We start from the raw sequence: 17,400 nt of genomic DNA on the forward strand, positions 1-17,400 counted from the left end.
TATTAAAATAAAAACGCCGAATCCAGATATGAAAAAACCGCCATTTAAGGCGGCGTCTTGTTAGCGTGAAGAATTAAAATGAGGAGAGCGAGACCAGCTCTTGCGTATACGCGTGTTTAGGTTGGCTAAACAAGGTATGGGTGTCGCCTTGTTCAACGATCTGCCCTTGTTTCATCACTATCGTGTAGTGACATAACGACTTCACCACATTGAGGTCATGGCTGATAAACAGGTAGCTCAAGCCGTACTTACTCTGTAGCGATTTCAACAAATCTAACACCTGCGCTTGCACGGTTCGATCGAGCGAAGAAGTCGGTTCATCCAACAGAATAAACTCTGGTTTTAAGATCAACGCACGCGCTATCGCAATACGCTGCCTTTGCCCACCAGAAAACTCATTGGGATAACGGTGGCGAGATGCAGGATCAAGGTCAACCTCTTCCATTACTTCGACGATCATGCGTTCCATTTCTTGCTCATCCAACTGTTGATGAACACGCAAACCTTCGCCGATGACCTGCGCTACCGACATACGCGGGTTAAGCGCTGAAAACGGGTCTTGAAACACCACTTGCATCTTACTGCGATAAGGGAGCATTGCGTTGCGGTCAAGTCCTTGTAGTTCTTGCCCTTCATAGCTAATTGAGCCTTCAGAGCGCACCAGTTTGAGGATTGCCATGCCAGTAGTCGATTTACCCGAACCACTTTCACCAACCAAACCGATCGACTGACCTTTTTTCAGCTCAAAGCCCATGTCCGTCACGGCTTTTACATGCGACACCACACGCTTGAAGATCCCTCCAGTGATCGGGAACCATACTCTCAGGTTGTTCACCTTAAGGATGTTTTGTGACTCGGATTGAACTGGTACTGGCTCACCACGCGGGTCAGAATCGATTAGCAACTTGGTGTACGGGTGCTTAGGCGCATGAAACAAAGCATGGCATTCGCCTTGTTCAACCAGTTTTCCGTCCTGCATTACCGCAACTCGGTCAGCGATGCGCCTTACAATGCTTAAATCATGGGTGATAAACAGCATCGCCATACCCAGCTCTTGCTGTAGCTCTTTTAACAAGTCTAGGATCTGCGCCTGAACCGACACATCGAGCGCGGTTGTGGGTTCATCGGCGACCAAAAGCTCTGGCTCATTAATTAGCGCCATGGCAATCATCACACGTTGGCGCTCACCGCCAGACAGCTCATGAGGATACGCATTGACCTTGATTTCAGGATGACGAATGCCCACCTTTCCAAGCCATTCGATTGCAATACTTTCGGCTTTCTTTTGTCTTACACCACGGTGGATCGACAACGTCTCCACCAGCTGTTTACCGATTTTATGCAGTGGATTGAGTGACACCATCGGCTCTTGGAAAATCATGCCGATACGCCCGCCGCGAATACCACGCAGTTGCCGCTCAGAGCACGACAGCATGTCAACGCCGTCAAAGTCGATATTGCCTTCCATGTAATGTGACGACCCTTTCGGTAATAGCTTAAGTATCGAGTTTGCCGTTACTGACTTACCTGAACCACTCTCGCCTACCAGAGCTAGAGTCTCGCCTTTCTTCACCGATAGAGAAACTTGATGGGTCACCTGCTCAATCGCATCACCGCGCCCAAACCCAACCGATAATCCGTTGATCGTTAATACTGGTTTACTCATGCTTATCTTCCTTGTTGGTGTGGGTCAAAGGCATCACGAACAGCTTCACCGACGAAAACCAATAAAGTGAGCATGAGTGATAAAACGAAGAACGCAGAGAATCCAAGCCACGGAGCTTGTAAGTTAGCTTTGCCTTGTGCAAGTAACTCACCCAAAGACGGAGAGCCCGCAGGTAAACCAAAGCCAAGGAAATCAAGCGATGTCAGCGTGGTAACGGAACCAGACAAGATAAACGGCATCATGGTCAAAGACGCGACCATCGCATTCGGCAACATATGACGCAGCATGATTCGCTTGTCGCTGACACCCATCGCGTGCGCAGCTCGGACATAATCGAAATTACGACAGCGCAAGAACTCTGCCCTAACCACACCAACTAGACTCATCCAGCTGAAGGCTACCATGATTCCGAGCAGCCACCAGAAATTAGGTTCGACAAAACTCGAGAGGATAATAAGAAGGAACAGTGTTGGCATACCCGACCAAACTTCAATAAATCGCTGACCAAATAAGTCTAACCAACCACCGTAATAGCCTTGCGTCGCCCCAACCGCTACGCCAATCACACTTGATATTATGGTCAGAACAAAACCAAACAGCACCGAGATCCTAAAACCGTAGATGATTCTCGCGAGAACGTCCCGCCCTTTATCGTCGGTGCCTAACCAGTTCACGTCATCCGGAGCAGAAGGCACACTGCCGCTAATGTTGAAGTTGATGGTGTCGTAGCTGAAGCGGATCAGCGGCCATACGATGTAGCCGTTTTCTTCTATTAACTCGATAACGTAAGGATCGGTATAGTCTGCTTCTGTTTCAAACTCACCACCAAACTCGGTTTCAGCATACTGTTCGGCAATTGGGTAATACCACTGCGAGTTATACTCCACCAGCAACGGCTTATCGTTGGCGATCAGCTCGGCAAACAAGCTAATCACGAACAGCACCATAAAGATCCACAGCGACCAATAGCCACGTTTGTTTGCTTTAAACCTTAACCAACGCGCTTCGTTCAACGGATTACTTCTTTTCTTCGTCAACATTAACGCGCCTCAAAATCGATTCTTGGGTCAACCCAGGTGTAAGTTAGGTCGGAAATGATGCTCAAAATTAAACCGAGTAACGTCATAATGTAGAGCGAACTGAATACCACCGGATAGTCTCGTTGGATAGTCGATTCAAAGCCCAGCAAGCCAATGCCTTCGAGCGAGAACATCACTTCAATCAACATAGAACCGGTAAAGAAGATACTGATAAACGCCGCAGGAAAGCCCGCAATAATGATCAGCATCGCGTTACGGAAAACATGCTTGTAAAGAATACTGCGCTCATCCAACCCTTTTGCTCTCGCGGTGACAACGTATTGCTTGTTGATTTCGTCAAGAAACGAGTTCTTGGTTAGCATACTCAAGGTTGCAAAACCGCCTATCACCATCGCGGTAATGGGTAACGCCAAGTGCCAAAAGTAATCGATGATTTGCTGATACCACGTCAATTGGTCAAAGTTGCTCGAAACCAAGCCACGCAGCGGAAACCAGCTGAAATAATTGCCGCTGGCAAACAAGATAATCAAGATAATCGCAAACAGAAATCCAGGGATTGCGTACCCGACAATCACCACCGCACTTGACCAGATATCAAAGCGAGAGCCGTGGTTGATCGCTTTCAATATCCCCAGTGGTATGGAGGTCAGGTAGATAATCAAAGTACTCCATAACCCCAATGAAATAGAGACGGGTAATCGCTCGACGATTAAATCGATCACGTTACCACCTTTAAACAAGCTTTCGCCAAAGTTAAAGGTCGCGTAGTTTTTCAGCATCTCCCAATAGCGCTCGTGTAACGGCTTATCGAAGCCAAATTGCTTTTTAATTGCCTCTACGACTTCTGGGTCTAGACCTCGTGAACCTTTGTAGCCAGACGGATTGATATCATCGCCAGTACCAAGGTCAACTTCGCTGCCGCCGCCCGCGAAACGCTCCATAATTCCAGAGGTATGTCCTTCCATCTGCGCAATGGCTTGCTCGACGGGGCCACCGGGCGCGATCTGGATAATAAAAAAGTTGATAGTGATGATCGCCCACAGCGTGGGGATCACCAACAAGAGTCGTCGAAAAATGTAGGCTGCCATTAAAACCTCTAGCCTGTATATCGGGTTAAGTACTTATCCATAAAATCAGCGGCGCTTTTCAGGCAGCTTCATCGCCTTTTCTTGTGAAATCCACCACGTGTCTTGTCCAAGGTCATATTTCGGCATCACGTCTGGGCGTTCGAACTTGTCCCACATTGCCACGCGGTAAGTGCCTGAATGCCATTGTGGAATAATATAAAAGCCCCATTGCAACACGCGGTCTAACGCGCGTCCAAGATCAAGTAACTTAGCGGAGTCCTGCTGATTTTTAGCAATTTCTGAAGTGAGGTAGTCAACCACTGGATCGGTTACCCCAGCGGTGTTGTAGGTGGAGTCTAGGTAGTTTGAGTTCCAGACAATCATCAAATTCGGACTTGGGTAGGCGTTTTCACTAAATGGTGATGAGACCATATCGAAATCACGGTCACGCAGACGTTTGATGTATTGCGTTGTATCGACTGTGCGGATCTTCATGTCGATCCCCATCAAGCTCATATTCTTTTGTACTGGAATTGCGATACGTTCTGTCGTCGGACTGTAAATCAGAAGCTCGAAACTCAGTGGTTCTCCAGTCTGTTTATTGACCATCACCTTGTTTTTCAGCTCCCACCCCGCTTCTTTCAGCAATTTAAACGCAGTACGCATTTGCGAGCGAATACGACCTGAGCCATCGGTGACTGGCGGCTGGTATTCTTCCGTAAACAAACGTGGTGGCAGTTTATCTTTGAACTGATTAAGGATGGCTAACTCACCTTCAGACGGCAGACCTTTCGCTTCGTAATCGGTATTTTGGAAGAAACTGCGTGTGCGTTTGTACTGGTCGTAAAACATGTTCTTGTTCATCCACTCAAAATCCATCGCATACGTTAGCGCTTCTCGTACTTTAGGATCTTTAAACACGTCACTTTTAGTATTAAAAACAAACCCTTGAGTACTTTCTGGTTTCTGGTGAGGGATCTCTTGTTTAATGATGTAACCGTTGTCGAAGTTCGCACCGGTATACGAATTTGCCCAGAATTTTGCCGAGCTTTCTAAACGGAAATCAAACTCCCCCGCTTTAAACGCTTCTAGCATGACAGTGTCGTCTCGGTAGTAGTCGTATCGAATGGTCTTGAAGTTCTTGCGGCCCACATTAACCGGTAGATCTTTGGCCCAATAATCATCCGCTAGTGAGTAAGTGACACTCTGACCAGACTTATAATCAGTGATTTTGTATGCACCGCTACCTACTGGAGGTTCAGATAACGGCTCAGATAAGTTTCTCTCTTGCCAGAAGTGTTTTGGAAGTACGCGAGCAGACTGAGCAAAGCTGAATAGCTTCTCTCGATTTGGCTTCGCCATATCAATGCGCACTGTCAGATCGTCTTTTGCGGTCACCGACTTAATATCTTGGTAATAGATACGGTATTGTGGGACCCCTTCTTTCATAAACTTATCGAAAGTGAATGCGACGTCATGGGCGGTGATAGGCACACCATCATGGAAACGCGCTTTAGGGTTGATTTTCAGTTCTAACCAAGTGTAATCGTCTGAGTAGCGTACGCTTTCTGCAATCAAAGGATAGTACGCATCAATCTCATCGGCTGGTGAGTACATTAACGTATCGTATAGCTCACCACTTGCTGCGGCGGCGACACCACGTGAAGCAAAGCGGTTAAAGTTATCGTATGTGCCTACTTGACCAAAAGTCACAGTGCCGTACTTTGGTGCGTCAGGGTTAACGTAATCGAAGTGAGTGAAATCGGGTTGGTACTTGGCCTCACCAAATCCAACCAAAACTGACGTTTCCACTACTGCTGCCGATGCGTAGTTTGCTGTCAGCGCCAATGTACATCCAAGTACAATCTTGCGCACAATCCCCATAGACGACTCCCTTCTTAATTCTTTTTTAGTCTGACTACTATACTATTAATTAATATTAATAATTCAAATACTTGGATAAGTATAGAAGTCACCACCTTTTCTGTGAACAATTTGAACGCCTGTCCCGCCCCACTCACAACAATAAGACAGCAACAAATCCTGACAATTCGCCAGCCTGTACAAATTAATTCACGGGCAAGTTGTTACCTATGTGATTATTTTACGTACTACACTTCACTAACACGGAGGTAAGTTATGAAACTAGCACTGGCAATCGGTCTGACAATCGCAAGCAGTATGTCTCTGGCCGGAGAGAATAAAATTTACAATGTAAATGGTAGTGAGTACGAGGGCTACTGGGCGAAAGTAAGTGACGACGCACCTTTGGTTGTCATCGTTCACGATTGGGATGGTTTAACCGACTACGAAATGAAGCGTGCAAGTATGCTCAATGAAATGGGCTACAACGTGTTTGCGGTGGATATGTTCGGTAAGGACATCCGTCCCGAAGAAGTCGACCATCGCCGCGCGCTGACAGGTGATTTGTACAAAGACAGAGAAAAAATGCGCGCATTAATGCAAGGTGGGTTGGACTACGCGTACTCGCTCGCTGGTAAAAAAGGCAAAACCGTTGTGATGGGATACTGCTTTGGTGGCGCAGTTACACTAGAAGCCGCAAGAGCAGGCATGGTCGTTGATGGTTTTGCGACTTTCCACGGCGGGTTACAAACACCTGAAGGGCAAAATTACCAAGCAGCAAAAGCACCAATCTTAGTGTTGCACGGCACTGCGGACTCGTCGGTCACAATGGACCACTTTGCAGGTTTGGCCAAAGAACTTGAAGAACAAAAAGCCAAACACGAAATGATTACTTACAGCGGCGCACCACACGCGTTTACCGTGTTTGGTAGTGATCGTTATCGTGAAGATGCCGATAAGAAATCTTGGCAACGCTTTTCAGAGTTTCTCGCCACCAATACTCAGTAGCACAGCCTACGTGATACCTTACAAACCATATCAAAAGGGCTAGATACCTATCTAGCCCTTTGTTTTTCTTACTTAACGCTATACTAAGGTGCAGAGTCTAACTCTACTGGTAGATAGTGTTTCGGCTCCAGTTTCAACCATTCTGGTAACACAGTACCAATCGAAATCGATGACCAAGTGCCTGACAAAATACCGATAAACATCGCAGTGGCGAACCCCTGCAACGCGCTTCCGCCCATAATCCAAAGCGCAGCAACGGTCAGTAACGTCGTTCCAGAGGTTACCATCGTACGCGAGAACGTCGCCAAGATAGCTTGATCGTTAATGGTTTTGGTATCTTCGGATGGTTTTGCGATTAACAGTTCGCGAATCCGGTCGGCAATAATAATCGAGTCATTAAGTGAATAGCCCAAAATCGCCAAAATTGCTGCGAACACCGTCAGGTTGAACTCCATTTGAGTTGCGGCAAAGAAACCCAGAACCAGAACTACGTCGTGGATTAATGCCAGCAACGAACCGCTTGCCAAACGCCACTCAAATCGAAAGCACAGATAACCAAGGATACATAGCATAGAGACAAGTAACGCCAAGCCACCTTGTTCAACTAAGTCTTGACCCACTTGCGATCCAACCATGCTGTTGCTAACAATAGAGACCTGGTGAGACACCGCAGACAGTGACTGGCTTAAATTCACATCTGCGCCCTGCTCCGGAATTGGATAGCGAATTACCCAACGACCTTCTTCATCCGAATGAGTCACCGTTGTGAACTCACCGAGTGTCGGTTGCAACTGCTCAAGTAACTGGTTATGAGTCACCGTGTCATCGACTTGAACTTCTGTCACCATACCGCCAGTGAAATCTAAGCCCATATTTAGACCGTTCATAGCGAACGAAATTAATGACACCACCATCAATGCGATAGAGACAAAGCTCGTGATATAGCGGATAGGACGAATGTTGCTTGTGAGATACTTAACCATGATTACACCCTCACCTCGCGGCGACTATCACGTCCCCACACTAAATTAATGATTGCTCGTGAAGCGAAAATGCCACTAAACATACTGGTCAACAGACCTAACCCAAGCGTTAACGCAAAGCCTTGAATCGGACCATTACCAATCGAGTACAAAATGACTGCAGTGATCATGGTGGTGATGTTCGCGTCTAAAATCGTGCTTAATGCACTGCTAAAGCCCATATCAATCGCTTGAGCAAAAGTACGCCCTTCCGCCATCTTGTCTTTGATGCGTTCGAAGATCAGCACGTTGGTGTCCACCGCCATACCAACGGTTAATACCAGACCCGCGATCCCCGGCAGCGTCAGAACCGCACCCGGTAGCAATGCGATTAAGCCCAGCAGGCTAATGATGTTAATCACAAGCGCCGTGTTGGCTACCCAGCCCAGTCTTCGATACCAAAGCGCCATAAACGTCAGCGTCATCGCCATACCCAAAGCTAACGCGGTAAAGCCGTTATGGATGTTCTCCGCCCCCAGTGAAGCGCCAATTGTGCGCTCTTCAACAATCGTTACTGGCGCGGTCAATGAACCTGCGCGCAATAACAACGCAAGGTTTTGTGCTTCATCCATGCTGCCTGCGCCTGTAATACGGAACTGACTGCCAAGTTGAGCTTGAATTGTCGCCACGCTGATCACGCGCTCGCTACGGACAGTTTCCCCTTTAGAGTTAGTGGTGTATTCGCTATAGACCGTCGCCATTGGCTTGCCGATGTGTTTGCCCGAGAATTCGCTCATCAACTTACCGCCAGCGTGGTCAAGCGAGATGTTCACCTCAGACATGCCCATTTTATCGACGCCTGCGCGCGCATTATTGATGTGTTCACCCGTTAGCACAGGTCGCTTCGCTAAAATCACGTCTCGACCGTCATTGTCTTTAAGCACGATGTCGCCGTAACCAAGCCCGTCTGACGGCGATTTCGCCTCATGGAAAGCCAATGTAGCAGTCGCACCAATCACGTTCTTCGCGAGAGAAGGATCCTGTACACCCGGTAACTCAATGCGGATGCTGTGCTCACCCTGACGCTGAACTAGAGCTTCTGTGATGCCCAACTCTTCAATACGGTCACGCATGATCTTCAGGTTTTGCTTCACCGTAGCGGTTTGAAACTCGTTCTTATATTGCATTGACGGATTCACCGTGACGGTTTCAGTGCGGCGATGCACTTCCCAATCCGGATAGTTTTGGTTTAGGAAACCAACGACTTTATTGAGTGCATCAACAGACTTGCTGCTGACTTTAAACCCTTGCTGCTCAAACTTCTCGACCTTCACTCCTCTTAAACGTTCAGAGCGGAGCATGTCGCGCAGTTCGTCGGTCAGGGTATTACGTTGCTCTTCAAACGCTTTATCGACATCGACGTTGAGTAGAAACTGCACACCGCCACGTAAGTCGAGGCCAAGTTTAATTGGCGAAAAACCCATGTCACCCAACCACTTAGGCGCGACAGACATGTACGAGAAGCTGATGCTGTCTTCTTCATTCATTACCTGGCTAATCGCTTCTCGAGCATGGGTTTGTTGACTCTCAGAATCAAACACCAATGTTGTCTTATCACCTTGGCTGGAGATCTCAACAACAGGGATTTGCTTACTCTCAAGAAACTGGTTGAGTTTGATTGGGTCGTTCAAAACACTCGCACTCTGTGACGTTGTCACCTGTAGCGCAGGTTTTTCACCGTACCAAGTCGGAATGGCACTGAGCAACAGCAACACAACTGTCACCACTAACACTAAATATTTCCACGCAGAGTAATGGTTCATCACCTTAGCTCGCTGCGTTTTATTGACACTTTTTCGCTTCATAAGCTTTGTTTTCAATCCGTATATGCTCTCGGCCATAACACCGAGACAGAAAAACTGACAGCACGACGAAACCTGAGCACAGGGTAAAAACCGACTGCTCGCGTCATCTAGCTGAATTGGCGTTTTAAAAGATGCGGATTAAGCGAATTGGCTGTTTAGCGCCACATAGAGCGCATTCGTGTCTTTCCAGCCGGCAATTCGGTGGTTGGGGGTAAAAGATGTGGATGCCCAATATTGATTGACCAATACCGGATGGCAATACAGTTTGTATGGTGGAAGCGAGCTTAGATTGAGCGGCGTTGAGTCCGCATCTGAGACTTCTCGGTCGTCTAAAGTACGCTGAGACAAGCTCCAACGCGTGGCATTGATAATCGCAACAACGCTTGCACTGTCGTCTGTACTGGAAACTGGTTGGGTTTGAGAGCTCTGCTCACTGCGCGATTGTTCAAATAACTGCTGGTACGCAGCGTCGCTTGACGGGGTTTGTGTTGAATGAGGATTATCGAGTAAACGTCGAGCATCACTTTCGGCTTGCGCAAAATATGCAGCGGCCTGCGATGGCAAGACCATAGCAAGCAAAGAAAACCAAAACAGCTTAATGAGACGCTGAGTCATTCATTCAACCAACAAAAAGAGACAAGCTGAATCATAAGTCCAAGCTTGTCTCTCCACAACTAAATAAATCTAAAAGATAACCTTTCATATTTGGTGAGAATAAAACCTCTTAACGATAGAAAATCTCACCGCTGCCGACGTCCAGATATACTTTGTTCGCTTGCTTCAAGCCACCACAGTAGACGAAATAGACATCACGATCTTTGAATGTGACCGAACGCATCCAACCTTTGGTTTCTTCAAAGTCGCTGGGGCGGCAGGTTTTCTCTTTCAAAAGCTGATCGGTCTTGGCGACAAACACATCAAAATAGCGTTTGAAGTCGTCCGATTTTTCAATATAACTGCTGACGGTTTCCATGCGCTCTTCTTTGCTGATGGTTGGCGGCACTTCCAAAAGCGCATCTAGAGGTACCCATTCTGCTACCTCTTCACCACCTTCTTCGTACACGTAGTAGCGCGAAACCCTGCCCCAACCGTCTTTCTTTTCGAACACGTGTAGCTTATCACCACGATAGAGCACACTTTCGATAAACGCATCTTTATCTGGCTTCTCTCTGACCCCCAGCCTTTGCGGACTTACGTAATAGTCTGTGACGGGCGGTTTTGTCTCTTTAACTGGCTTTTTATCTTCTATCGATGGTTCTGGCATTTCGGTTGGCGTTTCTTGCTGAGCCAATAGCTCGGCCTCTTGCTGTGGTTTGAGATAAAAAATGTAATACCCACCACCTGCACATGCCAAACCCAGCAATAGTACGACTACCATAATTAACTTTTTCATTTCTGGTCAGTCTCTTTCCTATACTTAAACCATCCGAAACTATTGATTATTAAACTTATGAGATGGCTTAGAGCCTTTATAACTATAACGGCCATATTGTCGATCACTTTACCTATTCCTGTTTTCGCCGCGCAATGTGACGAGAAGAGCTGGAATCAATCCCTCACTTTTCAAAAACGGGTGGACGCTTGGTATAACCAACAAGCGACCAAATACAATGATTTTCTCAGCCTACACAAGCAACGTGTACTGTTGCACCAGCAATTCAGTGAACAAGAACTCCGCCGCTTCTGGCGCACTCAAAAGCGGATATTCATCAATACAATGAACGCGCAAATACAGGCCGCCAATGAGACGGTAAGCGAGCTTGATCAGCAAATTCATACTGTGTCTGACGGCGCTGATATTATTGACAAAGCCATTACGCGCTGGCGCTCAATCAACCAACAGTGTGAAAAGCAACAGCAATTTATCAACAGTGCCACCAGCTTAAACTACATTCAGGCGAACCAAATTCTCAAGCTCGAGCAAGAGAAACTTGTCAGTAAGTTGAATCAGCTCAAACGTATTTATCAATACGAGGCGGATCTGCTCACGAAAACTCAGCAATAGCGTCTTTCAGTTAACTTGTTATTCCAATGCATACAGCCTCATAATCAGCGCCTATTTGTTACCTTAGGTAAGATTTGATAACAATTATCATTTGCGAGCAATAGCCTTCATGCTTTAGTATTACATCACTATTAGTGATATTTATGTATACCCTTGAAATTCGCACTCTCTTTAAAAACGCTTTGTACTATTTGGCTGGTGGGTATTGGTATCGCCGCCTATACCGTCTCTGCGATCTATAACCACGAAAACCAGCAATTCCACTCTCAACTAGAAACACGGTTATCCAATAAAATTCACGCGTTGAATCAATCGTTACAAAGTACCAAGCTACTTTTAGAGTCTACTCGAGCTTTTCTGATCCATAGCAATCAGCCAACGCAATATCAATTCGAGCAGTTTCTTGAAAACCGAACGGGCATGAACGCCAACGTGCAATCGATTCTCTGGGCTCCCGCGATCAGGAAAGACTCACTCGAAATATTCAAAGAGAAAGCTAAGCAACAAGGTTTCCTTGGCTATGATGTGTACCCACCTATCACAGACACCGACGATTCCGCGTTATTCAGTCAAATGACGTTGCCAGTGTTCTACCTGTCTTCTAGCTTCGAGGCGAGCAATTACCTAGGTTGGCGACTAGAATCTCGACCAACTAGCCGTCAAGCAATTGAGGATGCGTTAGCAAGCGGTCAGGCAAAAATCATTTTGTGCGAAGAAGACAACCAAATCGTTGCGCGCGTATTTCTGCCGATTGTCACCAACGATAAACAACTCGATGGCGTTGTGGTAGCGAATATCATCGTCCATGAGTTCTTTGGTTTCATTTGGCAAGAGCTGCTCAACTCGACCCATACCTTAATTCAAGTAGATAGCTTAGACAGCGAGCAAATGTTATTTCGCTCTCACCTAAATACCGACCTCAATACCCACAGGTTTTATGAACAAGTTACCAGCGTATCGCGAGAAATTAGCGTACCTCTGGTTGACCGAAAATGGCGTGTGTCGATCACCGTGCTCAATACGTCTGCCAGTATCTGGTTGTACAGCGCTGGTGCGGTAGGCATGATTCTGTTGCTGACGTTATCTGTCACGCTGGCCACAAACTTTTACGCTACTCGCTTGTTCGTTTCCAATCGTATTATCGAAGAGAAAACCAAATCACTCGCAAGACAAGCGGTCACTGACGGATTGACGAAAATGTACAACCGTTCGGCCTTAACCCATGAAATAAACTTGATGCTCGAACAGCTACGAGCAGGAGCAAGCAAAGGGTTCTCGATTCTGTTTATCGACCTCGACCGATTTAAAGTGATTAACGATTCGCTTGGTCATTTACTCGGCGACCAAATTTTGATTGAAGTGGCTAAGCGTATTCAGGGTAACTGTCGCCGTGGAGACATGGGTTTTCGCTTTGGCGGTGATGAGTTCATTATCTACCTTCCTGAACTCACCGACCCTCAAGAGCTATCACAAATTTGCCAGCGCTACAGTAAATTACTCAGCGAACCTTATACCATCAACCAGCAAGACTTCCACATCGCGGCCAGTATCGGCATTTCTATCGTGACCGATCCCAAGCAAGATTTGACCACAATTCTGCGTGAGGCCGATACAGCGATGTACCAAGCGAAAAGTGCTTCGCACGAAAAAGTGGTCTTTTTCCACGATGAAATGTTCAAAAAAGCACAGATGCGTTTCCAACTGGAACAAGACTTAGCCGTCGCGATGGAGCTGCGTCAGCTTAACCTTGTTTACCAGCCGATTTATGACACCAGTAGTGAGCATGTCACTGGCTTTGAGGCGCTGCTGCGTTGGAATCACCCAAGTCATGGATTTATTCCGCCTGATGTGTTCATCCCTATTGCAGAGGAAACCGGGCTGATCATCAAAATCGGTGACTGGGTAGCAAAAGAAACCTGCAAAACCATAGATCGCCATTGGGACTCTGGCGTAAATGGACCGCTGCGTTTTAACATTAACGTCTCGGCTAAACAGTTTGAATCCAACCATATTTACCACAGCTTAAAGGGCATATTGGCAAACTACGATTTTCCGCCAGAATGTCTCGGCGTAGAGATTACCGAATCGTTAATGCTTAGCCGCAGCAAATGCAGTAAAGAGAAACTATTGCAGCTTAAGCAACTTGGCATCGTGCTTTATCTGGATGACTTTGGTACGGGCTATTCATCGCTGTCGGTACTGAAAGATTACCCTGTCGATATCGTCAAAGTGGACAGAAGTTTCGTCAATGGGCTCGCGCAAGGGGACGCAACCGGCGACAACTTGTGTTTAGCAATTATCAATATGGCGCATACGATTAAGATGAAAGTGGTCGCAGAGGGGGTGGAAACCTCAGAGCAATTAGCATTGCTCTCTTCGTTTGACTGTAACTACATTCAGGGCTATCTGAAATCTAAACCGATCACAGGCTGTAAACTGGAAACTTTCTTGTCCCCTCAAACAAGAAAAACGGCCTAAAACAAAATCTATGCGGGAAAGAGTTTCAGGCCGTGGATTATTCTTAGTTACATTGGTTTTGAACAAATGAATCAGTTACAGTTTGTCGCACTTAGCCGCACAAATGAAATCGTTTTGGTGGAGTCCTTTAATCGAATGGCTCCACCAAGTCACCGTGACTTTGCCCCATTCCAATAGAATAGACGGGTGATGGAATTCGTCTTCTGCCAACTGAGAAATTTTATCGGCAAACGCCCATGCCTGTTTGTAGTTTTTGAACGTATACACTTTCTCAAGCTGCGGAATACCGTCTCGCTCCAGCATTTGCCAACCGTCCAACTCCGTGAGTAAAAGTCTGCGCTCTTCTGCACCTAATGCAATTGCATCACCGCTGCACGATTCACAACGTAATTCATCAAGCATGTGTCACTTCCTTTGGTTCAAATAATGGGGGTAATAATCCAGCTTTCATCGCTTGTCTTACATGGAACATCAGATCCATTTGGCTGAGTCGATAAAGCTGCTCAATGCTGTCTAAAACAAAATACTCTGGCTGCATAATGTCGATACGATATGGCGTGCGCAGCACAGTGTGGATATCGAATTTGTCCCGTAGCGGCTTTGGATCTTCAAGCGCGTAAATGGTTTCACCCGGAGAAGACAAAATACCACCGCCGTAGATCTTTAATTCATCGCCCTCGTTTACCAGACCAAACTCAACTGTAAACCAGTATAAACGAGCCAAATAGACACGTTCTTTGCTGGTTGCTCGTTGACCTAGCTGACCATAAGTATGGGTAAATTCAGCGAACTGGGGATTGGTCAACATAGCACAATGACCAAAGATTTCATGGAAAAAGTCCGGCTCTTGCAAGTAGTCGAACTCCTCTCTCGAACGCAAAAATGTCGCGACCGGAAACTTCTTATTCGCCAGCAGTTCAAAGAAACGGTCAAAGTTGATCAGCGCGGGAACAGGCTCGACCTGCCAACCAGTTTCACGCATTAAAACTCGGTTGATTTCGGGTAGTTGCGGTACTCGATCTAACGGTAGGTCAAGCAATTCTAAGCCGCGTAAATACTCTTTACATGCTCGTTGCTCAACGTAGCCCAATTGACGTGTGACTAAGTCATGCCAAATGAGATCTTCTTCGCTACTCCAGTCAACAAATCCTTTGTCGTTCACTGGGTTAGATACATACTGAGTCATTGCCTTTCCTTTTAACAATTCCTTTACATAAAGCCTATCCCGATGCTGAATTGGTGACAATTACGCCAATGATATTCGAGCAAAAGCACCTGTAACATTATTTTTACATTTGACGTTTTTTTGCTTATTTTTCAGCAAGCTGATTATGCTCAGATGTTTGACTTTGTTTAGTTTTCAAACAAAACTTAAGCGGTATATAAGGACTATTGGACGAGGACGTCATGCAGCAGTGTGTACAACCAAAAGCAGAACCGATTTGGGTTCCTAGCCAACAACGAGTTGAATCTTCTAACCTGCACCAGTTCATTCAACACATTAATATTCAAGGGCACGACATCCACAACTACGCAGAACTACACAAGTGGTCGATTGAGAACCCGCGCGATTTTTGGCTGGAAACGTGGCAGTTCTGTGATGTCATTGGGTACATGGGCGAATGCATTGCGGGTGAAGGGCTACCTAAATGGGGTGAACACGCGCCAAGCAGAGATACGATTTGGTTTCCCCAGGCACAACTGAACTACGCAGAAAACCTGCTCTCTTACGCGTTTCAAGCGCCTTCAGATATCGCTATTTGGTTTACCAATGAACGAGGCGAGCAGCAAACGCTCACTTGGCAAGAGCTGTGCGATAAGGTTTCGATTGTACAACAATGGTTGGAACAACAAGGCATCAGCCAAGGTGATGTGGTCGCAGGTTATCTACCTCATATGCCTGAAACCGTGATTGCTATGCTCGCCACCACCAGCTTAGGTGCGATCTGGACATCGACCTCTCCTGACTTCGGCACAGAAAGCGTGGTTGAACGATTTGGCCAAGTACAGCCTAAAGTTCTTTTCTGTTGTAACGGATACCAATTCAACGGAAAAGCTTTCCCAATGGGAGAGAAAAACCGCGCGATCATCGACGCGTTGCCAAGCCTTAAAGCGACCTGCCAGATTGATTATCTGCCGTTGGTAGAGCAAGACAACAGCGGCCAATTGACCGAGTGGCAGTCCGTCATGGCGGACTTTATCCCCCACGCGCTCCACTACCAACGCATCAGCTTTAACGACCCGCTGTTTGTGCTCTACTCGTCGGGCACAACGGGGAAACCAAAGTGTATTGTCCATTCCGTGGGCGGGATTACGCTTAACCATTTGAAAGAACACCAGCTTCACAGCGATATTCAGCCCAAAGATCGAGTATTCTATTACACCACCTGTGGCTGGATGATGTGGAACTGGCACGTTTCCGCTCTGGCGAGTGGCGCGACGTTAGTGATCTTCGATGGTAGCCCAATGTATCCAGACCAAAACGTGCTGTGGCAATTGGCTGAAAAAGCGGAAGTCAGTCTATTTGGCACATCGGCTAAATACCTTGAAGCATTGCAAAAAGGTGAATTTAACGCTCTTCAACAATTCGACCTCAGCCCACTCAAAACCTTATGTTCAACGGGCTCTGTGCTTTACCCTCAACAGTTCGATTATGTCTACAACGACATCAAGCAAGACCTGCATTTAGCGTCGATTTCTGGCGGCACTGATATCTGCGGATGTTTTGTGATTGGTAACCCTATCTCTGCGGTTTATCGCGGCGAGTGTCAGTCCGCAGCGTTAGGGCTGGACGTCGCGGTATTCAATGAACACGGCGAATCGGTTGTCGCTGAGCGCGGCGAACTGGTATGTCGCAACAGTTTCCCCAATCAGCCACTTGGCTTCTGGCATGACGATGGTGAGCGCTACCACAATGCTTACTGGGCGAAGTTTACCAACACTTGGCACCACGGTGATGACGTAGAACAAACCGTTAGCGGTGGCATGGTCTTTTACGGTCGTAGCGATGCAACGCTCAACCCTGGTGGTGTGCGAATTGGTACCGCGGAAATCTACCAGCAAGTGAACCAGTTAGACGGCGTAATTGATTCTATTGCGGTATCTCGCCATGTGGATGGAGATGAAAAGATCGTTTTGTTTGTTCAACTAAAGCCCGAGTGCAAACTGGATGAACAGCTTGCTTTACGAATTCGCACAACGCTCAAAGCCAAATGTTCACCAAGGCATGTACCCAGTGAGATCTATTCACTGAGCGAAATTCCAAAGACCAAGTCGGGCAAATTGGTTGAACTCGCGGTAAAACAGGTGTTACACGGGCTGGAAGTGAAAAACCAAGGCGCGATCGCTAACCCTTGGGTGTTAGAAGAAGTCGCTGATTTTGCTCAGCGATAGACGAAGATATAAAAAAGCCCGGTCATCCACCGGGCTTTCTAATTTGCTCAACA

14 protein-coding genes are annotated in these 17,400 nt (G+C 46.8%); 4 read left to right on the top strand and 10 right to left on the bottom strand.

Translation table 11 applies throughout. From position 1 onward, the window contains the following. Window positions 1-73 precede the first annotated feature (73 nt). Genes AKJ31_RS04565 through AKJ31_RS04580 form a run of 4 tightly spaced genes read right to left on the bottom strand, consistent with a single transcriptional unit; the run spans window position 74 to window position 5,657 of the window. Window positions 74-1,666 (bottom strand): ABC transporter ATP-binding protein, encoded by a 1,593-nt coding sequence (locus AKJ31_RS04565; protein WP_053407891.1) that lies wholly within the window; start codon window positions 1,664-1,666, stop codon window positions 74-76. 2 nt (window positions 1,667-1,668) lie between these two features. Further along, on the bottom strand, window positions 1,669-2,706 hold the full coding sequence (locus AKJ31_RS04570) for an ABC transporter permease (protein ID WP_053407892.1): 1,038 nt from the start codon (window positions 2,704-2,706) through the stop codon (window positions 1,669-1,671). Next, window positions 2,706-3,794 carry a microcin C ABC transporter permease YejB gene (locus tag AKJ31_RS04575; RefSeq protein ID WP_053407893.1) on the bottom strand — a complete coding sequence of 363 codons (1,089 nt, stop codon included), beginning with the start codon at window positions 3,792-3,794 and terminating at the stop codon, window positions 2,706-2,708. The genes AKJ31_RS04570 and AKJ31_RS04575 overlap by 1 nt, the downstream gene beginning before the upstream one ends. Window positions 3,795-3,839: 45 nt before the next feature. Next, window positions 3,840-5,657: an extracellular solute-binding protein gene (locus tag AKJ31_RS04580; RefSeq protein WP_053407894.1), complete on the bottom strand. Its 1,818-nt coding sequence runs from the start codon at window positions 5,655-5,657 to the stop codon at window positions 3,840-3,842. Window positions 5,658-5,912: 255 nt separating this feature from the next. Here AKJ31_RS04580 and AKJ31_RS04585 point away from each other — a divergent pair, with 255 nt between their 5' ends. Beyond that, complete coding sequence (locus tag AKJ31_RS04585) at window positions 5,913-6,644, top strand: dienelactone hydrolase family protein (RefSeq protein ID WP_053407895.1); 732 nt, start codon at window positions 5,913-5,915, stop codon at window positions 6,642-6,644. A gap of 83 nt (window positions 6,645-6,727) precedes the next feature. Here AKJ31_RS04585 and secF read toward each other — a convergent pair whose 3' ends face one another. The 4 genes from secF to AKJ31_RS04605 all read right to left on the bottom strand — a co-directional run bounded on the left by secF (window position 6,728) and on the right by AKJ31_RS04605 (window position 10,864). Further along, complete coding sequence (gene secF, locus AKJ31_RS04590; protein ID WP_053407896.1) at window positions 6,728-7,627, bottom strand: protein translocase subunit SecF; 900 nt, start codon at window positions 7,625-7,627, stop codon at window positions 6,728-6,730. Window positions 7,628-7,629: 2 nt separating this feature from the next. Next, window positions 7,630-9,471: a protein translocase subunit SecD gene (gene secD, locus AKJ31_RS04595; RefSeq protein WP_053407897.1), complete on the bottom strand. Its 1,842-nt coding sequence runs from the start codon at window positions 9,469-9,471 to the stop codon at window positions 7,630-7,632. A gap of 138 nt (window positions 9,472-9,609) precedes the next feature. Continuing rightward, window positions 9,610-10,086 (bottom strand): hypothetical protein, encoded by a 477-nt coding sequence (locus AKJ31_RS04600; RefSeq protein ID WP_053407898.1) that lies wholly within the window; start codon window positions 10,084-10,086, stop codon window positions 9,610-9,612. A 109-nt stretch (window positions 10,087-10,195) separates the two neighbouring features. Then, on the bottom strand, window positions 10,196-10,864 hold the full coding sequence (locus AKJ31_RS04605; protein WP_211263031.1) for a flagellar basal body-associated FliL family protein: 669 nt from the start codon (window positions 10,862-10,864) through the stop codon (window positions 10,196-10,198). A 96-nt stretch (window positions 10,865-10,960) separates the two neighbouring features. Between AKJ31_RS04605 and AKJ31_RS04610 the strand changes: the two genes are divergently transcribed. Together AKJ31_RS04610 and AKJ31_RS04615 are read left to right on the top strand one after the other, a co-directional pair. Continuing rightward, window positions 10,961-11,476, top strand: a complete 516-nt coding sequence (locus AKJ31_RS04610) for a hypothetical protein (RefSeq protein ID WP_157052306.1) — start codon at window positions 10,961-10,963, stop codon at window positions 11,474-11,476. A 153-nt stretch (window positions 11,477-11,629) separates the two neighbouring features. Then, window positions 11,630-13,954 carry a bifunctional diguanylate cyclase/phosphodiesterase gene (locus AKJ31_RS04615; RefSeq protein WP_053407900.1) on the top strand — a complete coding sequence of 775 codons (2,325 nt, stop codon included), beginning with the start codon at window positions 11,630-11,632 and terminating at the stop codon, window positions 13,952-13,954. A 75-nt stretch (window positions 13,955-14,029) separates the two neighbouring features. On the opposite strand, the gene AKJ31_RS04620 is transcribed toward AKJ31_RS04615, so the two are convergent. Together AKJ31_RS04620 and phhA are read right to left on the bottom strand one after the other, a co-directional pair. Then, entirely contained in the window at window positions 14,030-14,356 is a 327-nt protein-coding gene (locus tag AKJ31_RS04620; RefSeq protein ID WP_053407901.1) for a 4a-hydroxytetrahydrobiopterin dehydratase, read from the bottom strand. After that, a complete protein-coding gene (gene phhA, locus AKJ31_RS04625) occupies window positions 14,349-15,140 on the bottom strand; it encodes a phenylalanine 4-monooxygenase (protein WP_053407902.1) in 792 nt (263 codons plus the stop codon). Before phhA ends, AKJ31_RS04620 begins: the two co-directional genes overlap by 8 nt. Before the next feature lie 221 nt (window positions 15,141-15,361). On the opposite strand from phhA, the gene AKJ31_RS04630 reads away from it, so the two are divergent. After that, window positions 15,362-17,347 carry an acetoacetate--CoA ligase gene (locus AKJ31_RS04630; protein ID WP_053407903.1) on the top strand — a complete coding sequence of 662 codons (1,986 nt, stop codon included), beginning with the start codon at window positions 15,362-15,364 and terminating at the stop codon, window positions 17,345-17,347. Window positions 17,348-17,400 lie beyond the last annotated feature (53 nt).

Source organism: Vibrio hepatarius (genome assembly GCF_001274785.1).
In the GTDB taxonomy this organism is placed as follows: Bacteria; Pseudomonadota; Gammaproteobacteria; order Enterobacterales; family Vibrionaceae; genus Vibrio; species Vibrio hepatarius.

Excerpts from the sequence above, each read along its gene's own strand:
- AKJ31_RS04585 (WP_053407895.1), top strand. The coding sequence starts at position 5,913 with ATGAAACTAGCACTGGCAATCGGTCTGACAATCGCAAGCAGTATGTCT.
- secF (WP_053407896.1), bottom strand. The coding sequence starts at position 7,627 with ATGGTTAAGTATCTCACAAGCAACATTCGTCCTATCCGCTATATCACG.
- phhA (WP_053407902.1), bottom strand. The coding sequence starts at position 15,140 with ATGACTCAGTATGTATCTAACCCAGTGAACGACAAAGGATTTGTTGAC.
- AKJ31_RS04605 (WP_211263031.1), bottom strand. The coding sequence starts at position 10,864 with ATGAAAAAGTTAATTATGGTAGTCGTACTATTGCTGGGTTTGGCATGT.
- secD (WP_053407897.1), bottom strand. The coding sequence starts at position 9,471 with ATGAAGCGAAAAAGTGTCAATAAAACGCAGCGAGCTAAGGTGATGAAC.
- AKJ31_RS04575 (WP_053407893.1), bottom strand. The coding sequence starts at position 3,794 with ATGGCAGCCTACATTTTTCGACGACTCTTGTTGGTGATCCCCACGCTG.
- AKJ31_RS04630 (WP_053407903.1), top strand. The coding sequence starts at position 15,362 with ATGCAGCAGTGTGTACAACCAAAAGCAGAACCGATTTGGGTTCCTAGC.
- AKJ31_RS04620 (WP_053407901.1), bottom strand. The coding sequence starts at position 14,356 with ATGCTTGATGAATTACGTTGTGAATCGTGCAGCGGTGATGCAATTGCA.
- AKJ31_RS04570 (WP_053407892.1), bottom strand. The coding sequence starts at position 2,706 with ATGTTGACGAAGAAAAGAAGTAATCCGTTGAACGAAGCGCGTTGGTTA.
- AKJ31_RS04580 (WP_053407894.1), bottom strand. The coding sequence starts at position 5,657 with ATGGGGATTGTGCGCAAGATTGTACTTGGATGTACATTGGCGCTGACA.
- AKJ31_RS04565 (WP_053407891.1), bottom strand. The coding sequence starts at position 1,666 with ATGAGTAAACCAGTATTAACGATCAACGGATTATCGGTTGGGTTTGGG.
- AKJ31_RS04600 (WP_053407898.1), bottom strand. The coding sequence starts at position 10,086 with ATGACTCAGCGTCTCATTAAGCTGTTTTGGTTTTCTTTGCTTGCTATG.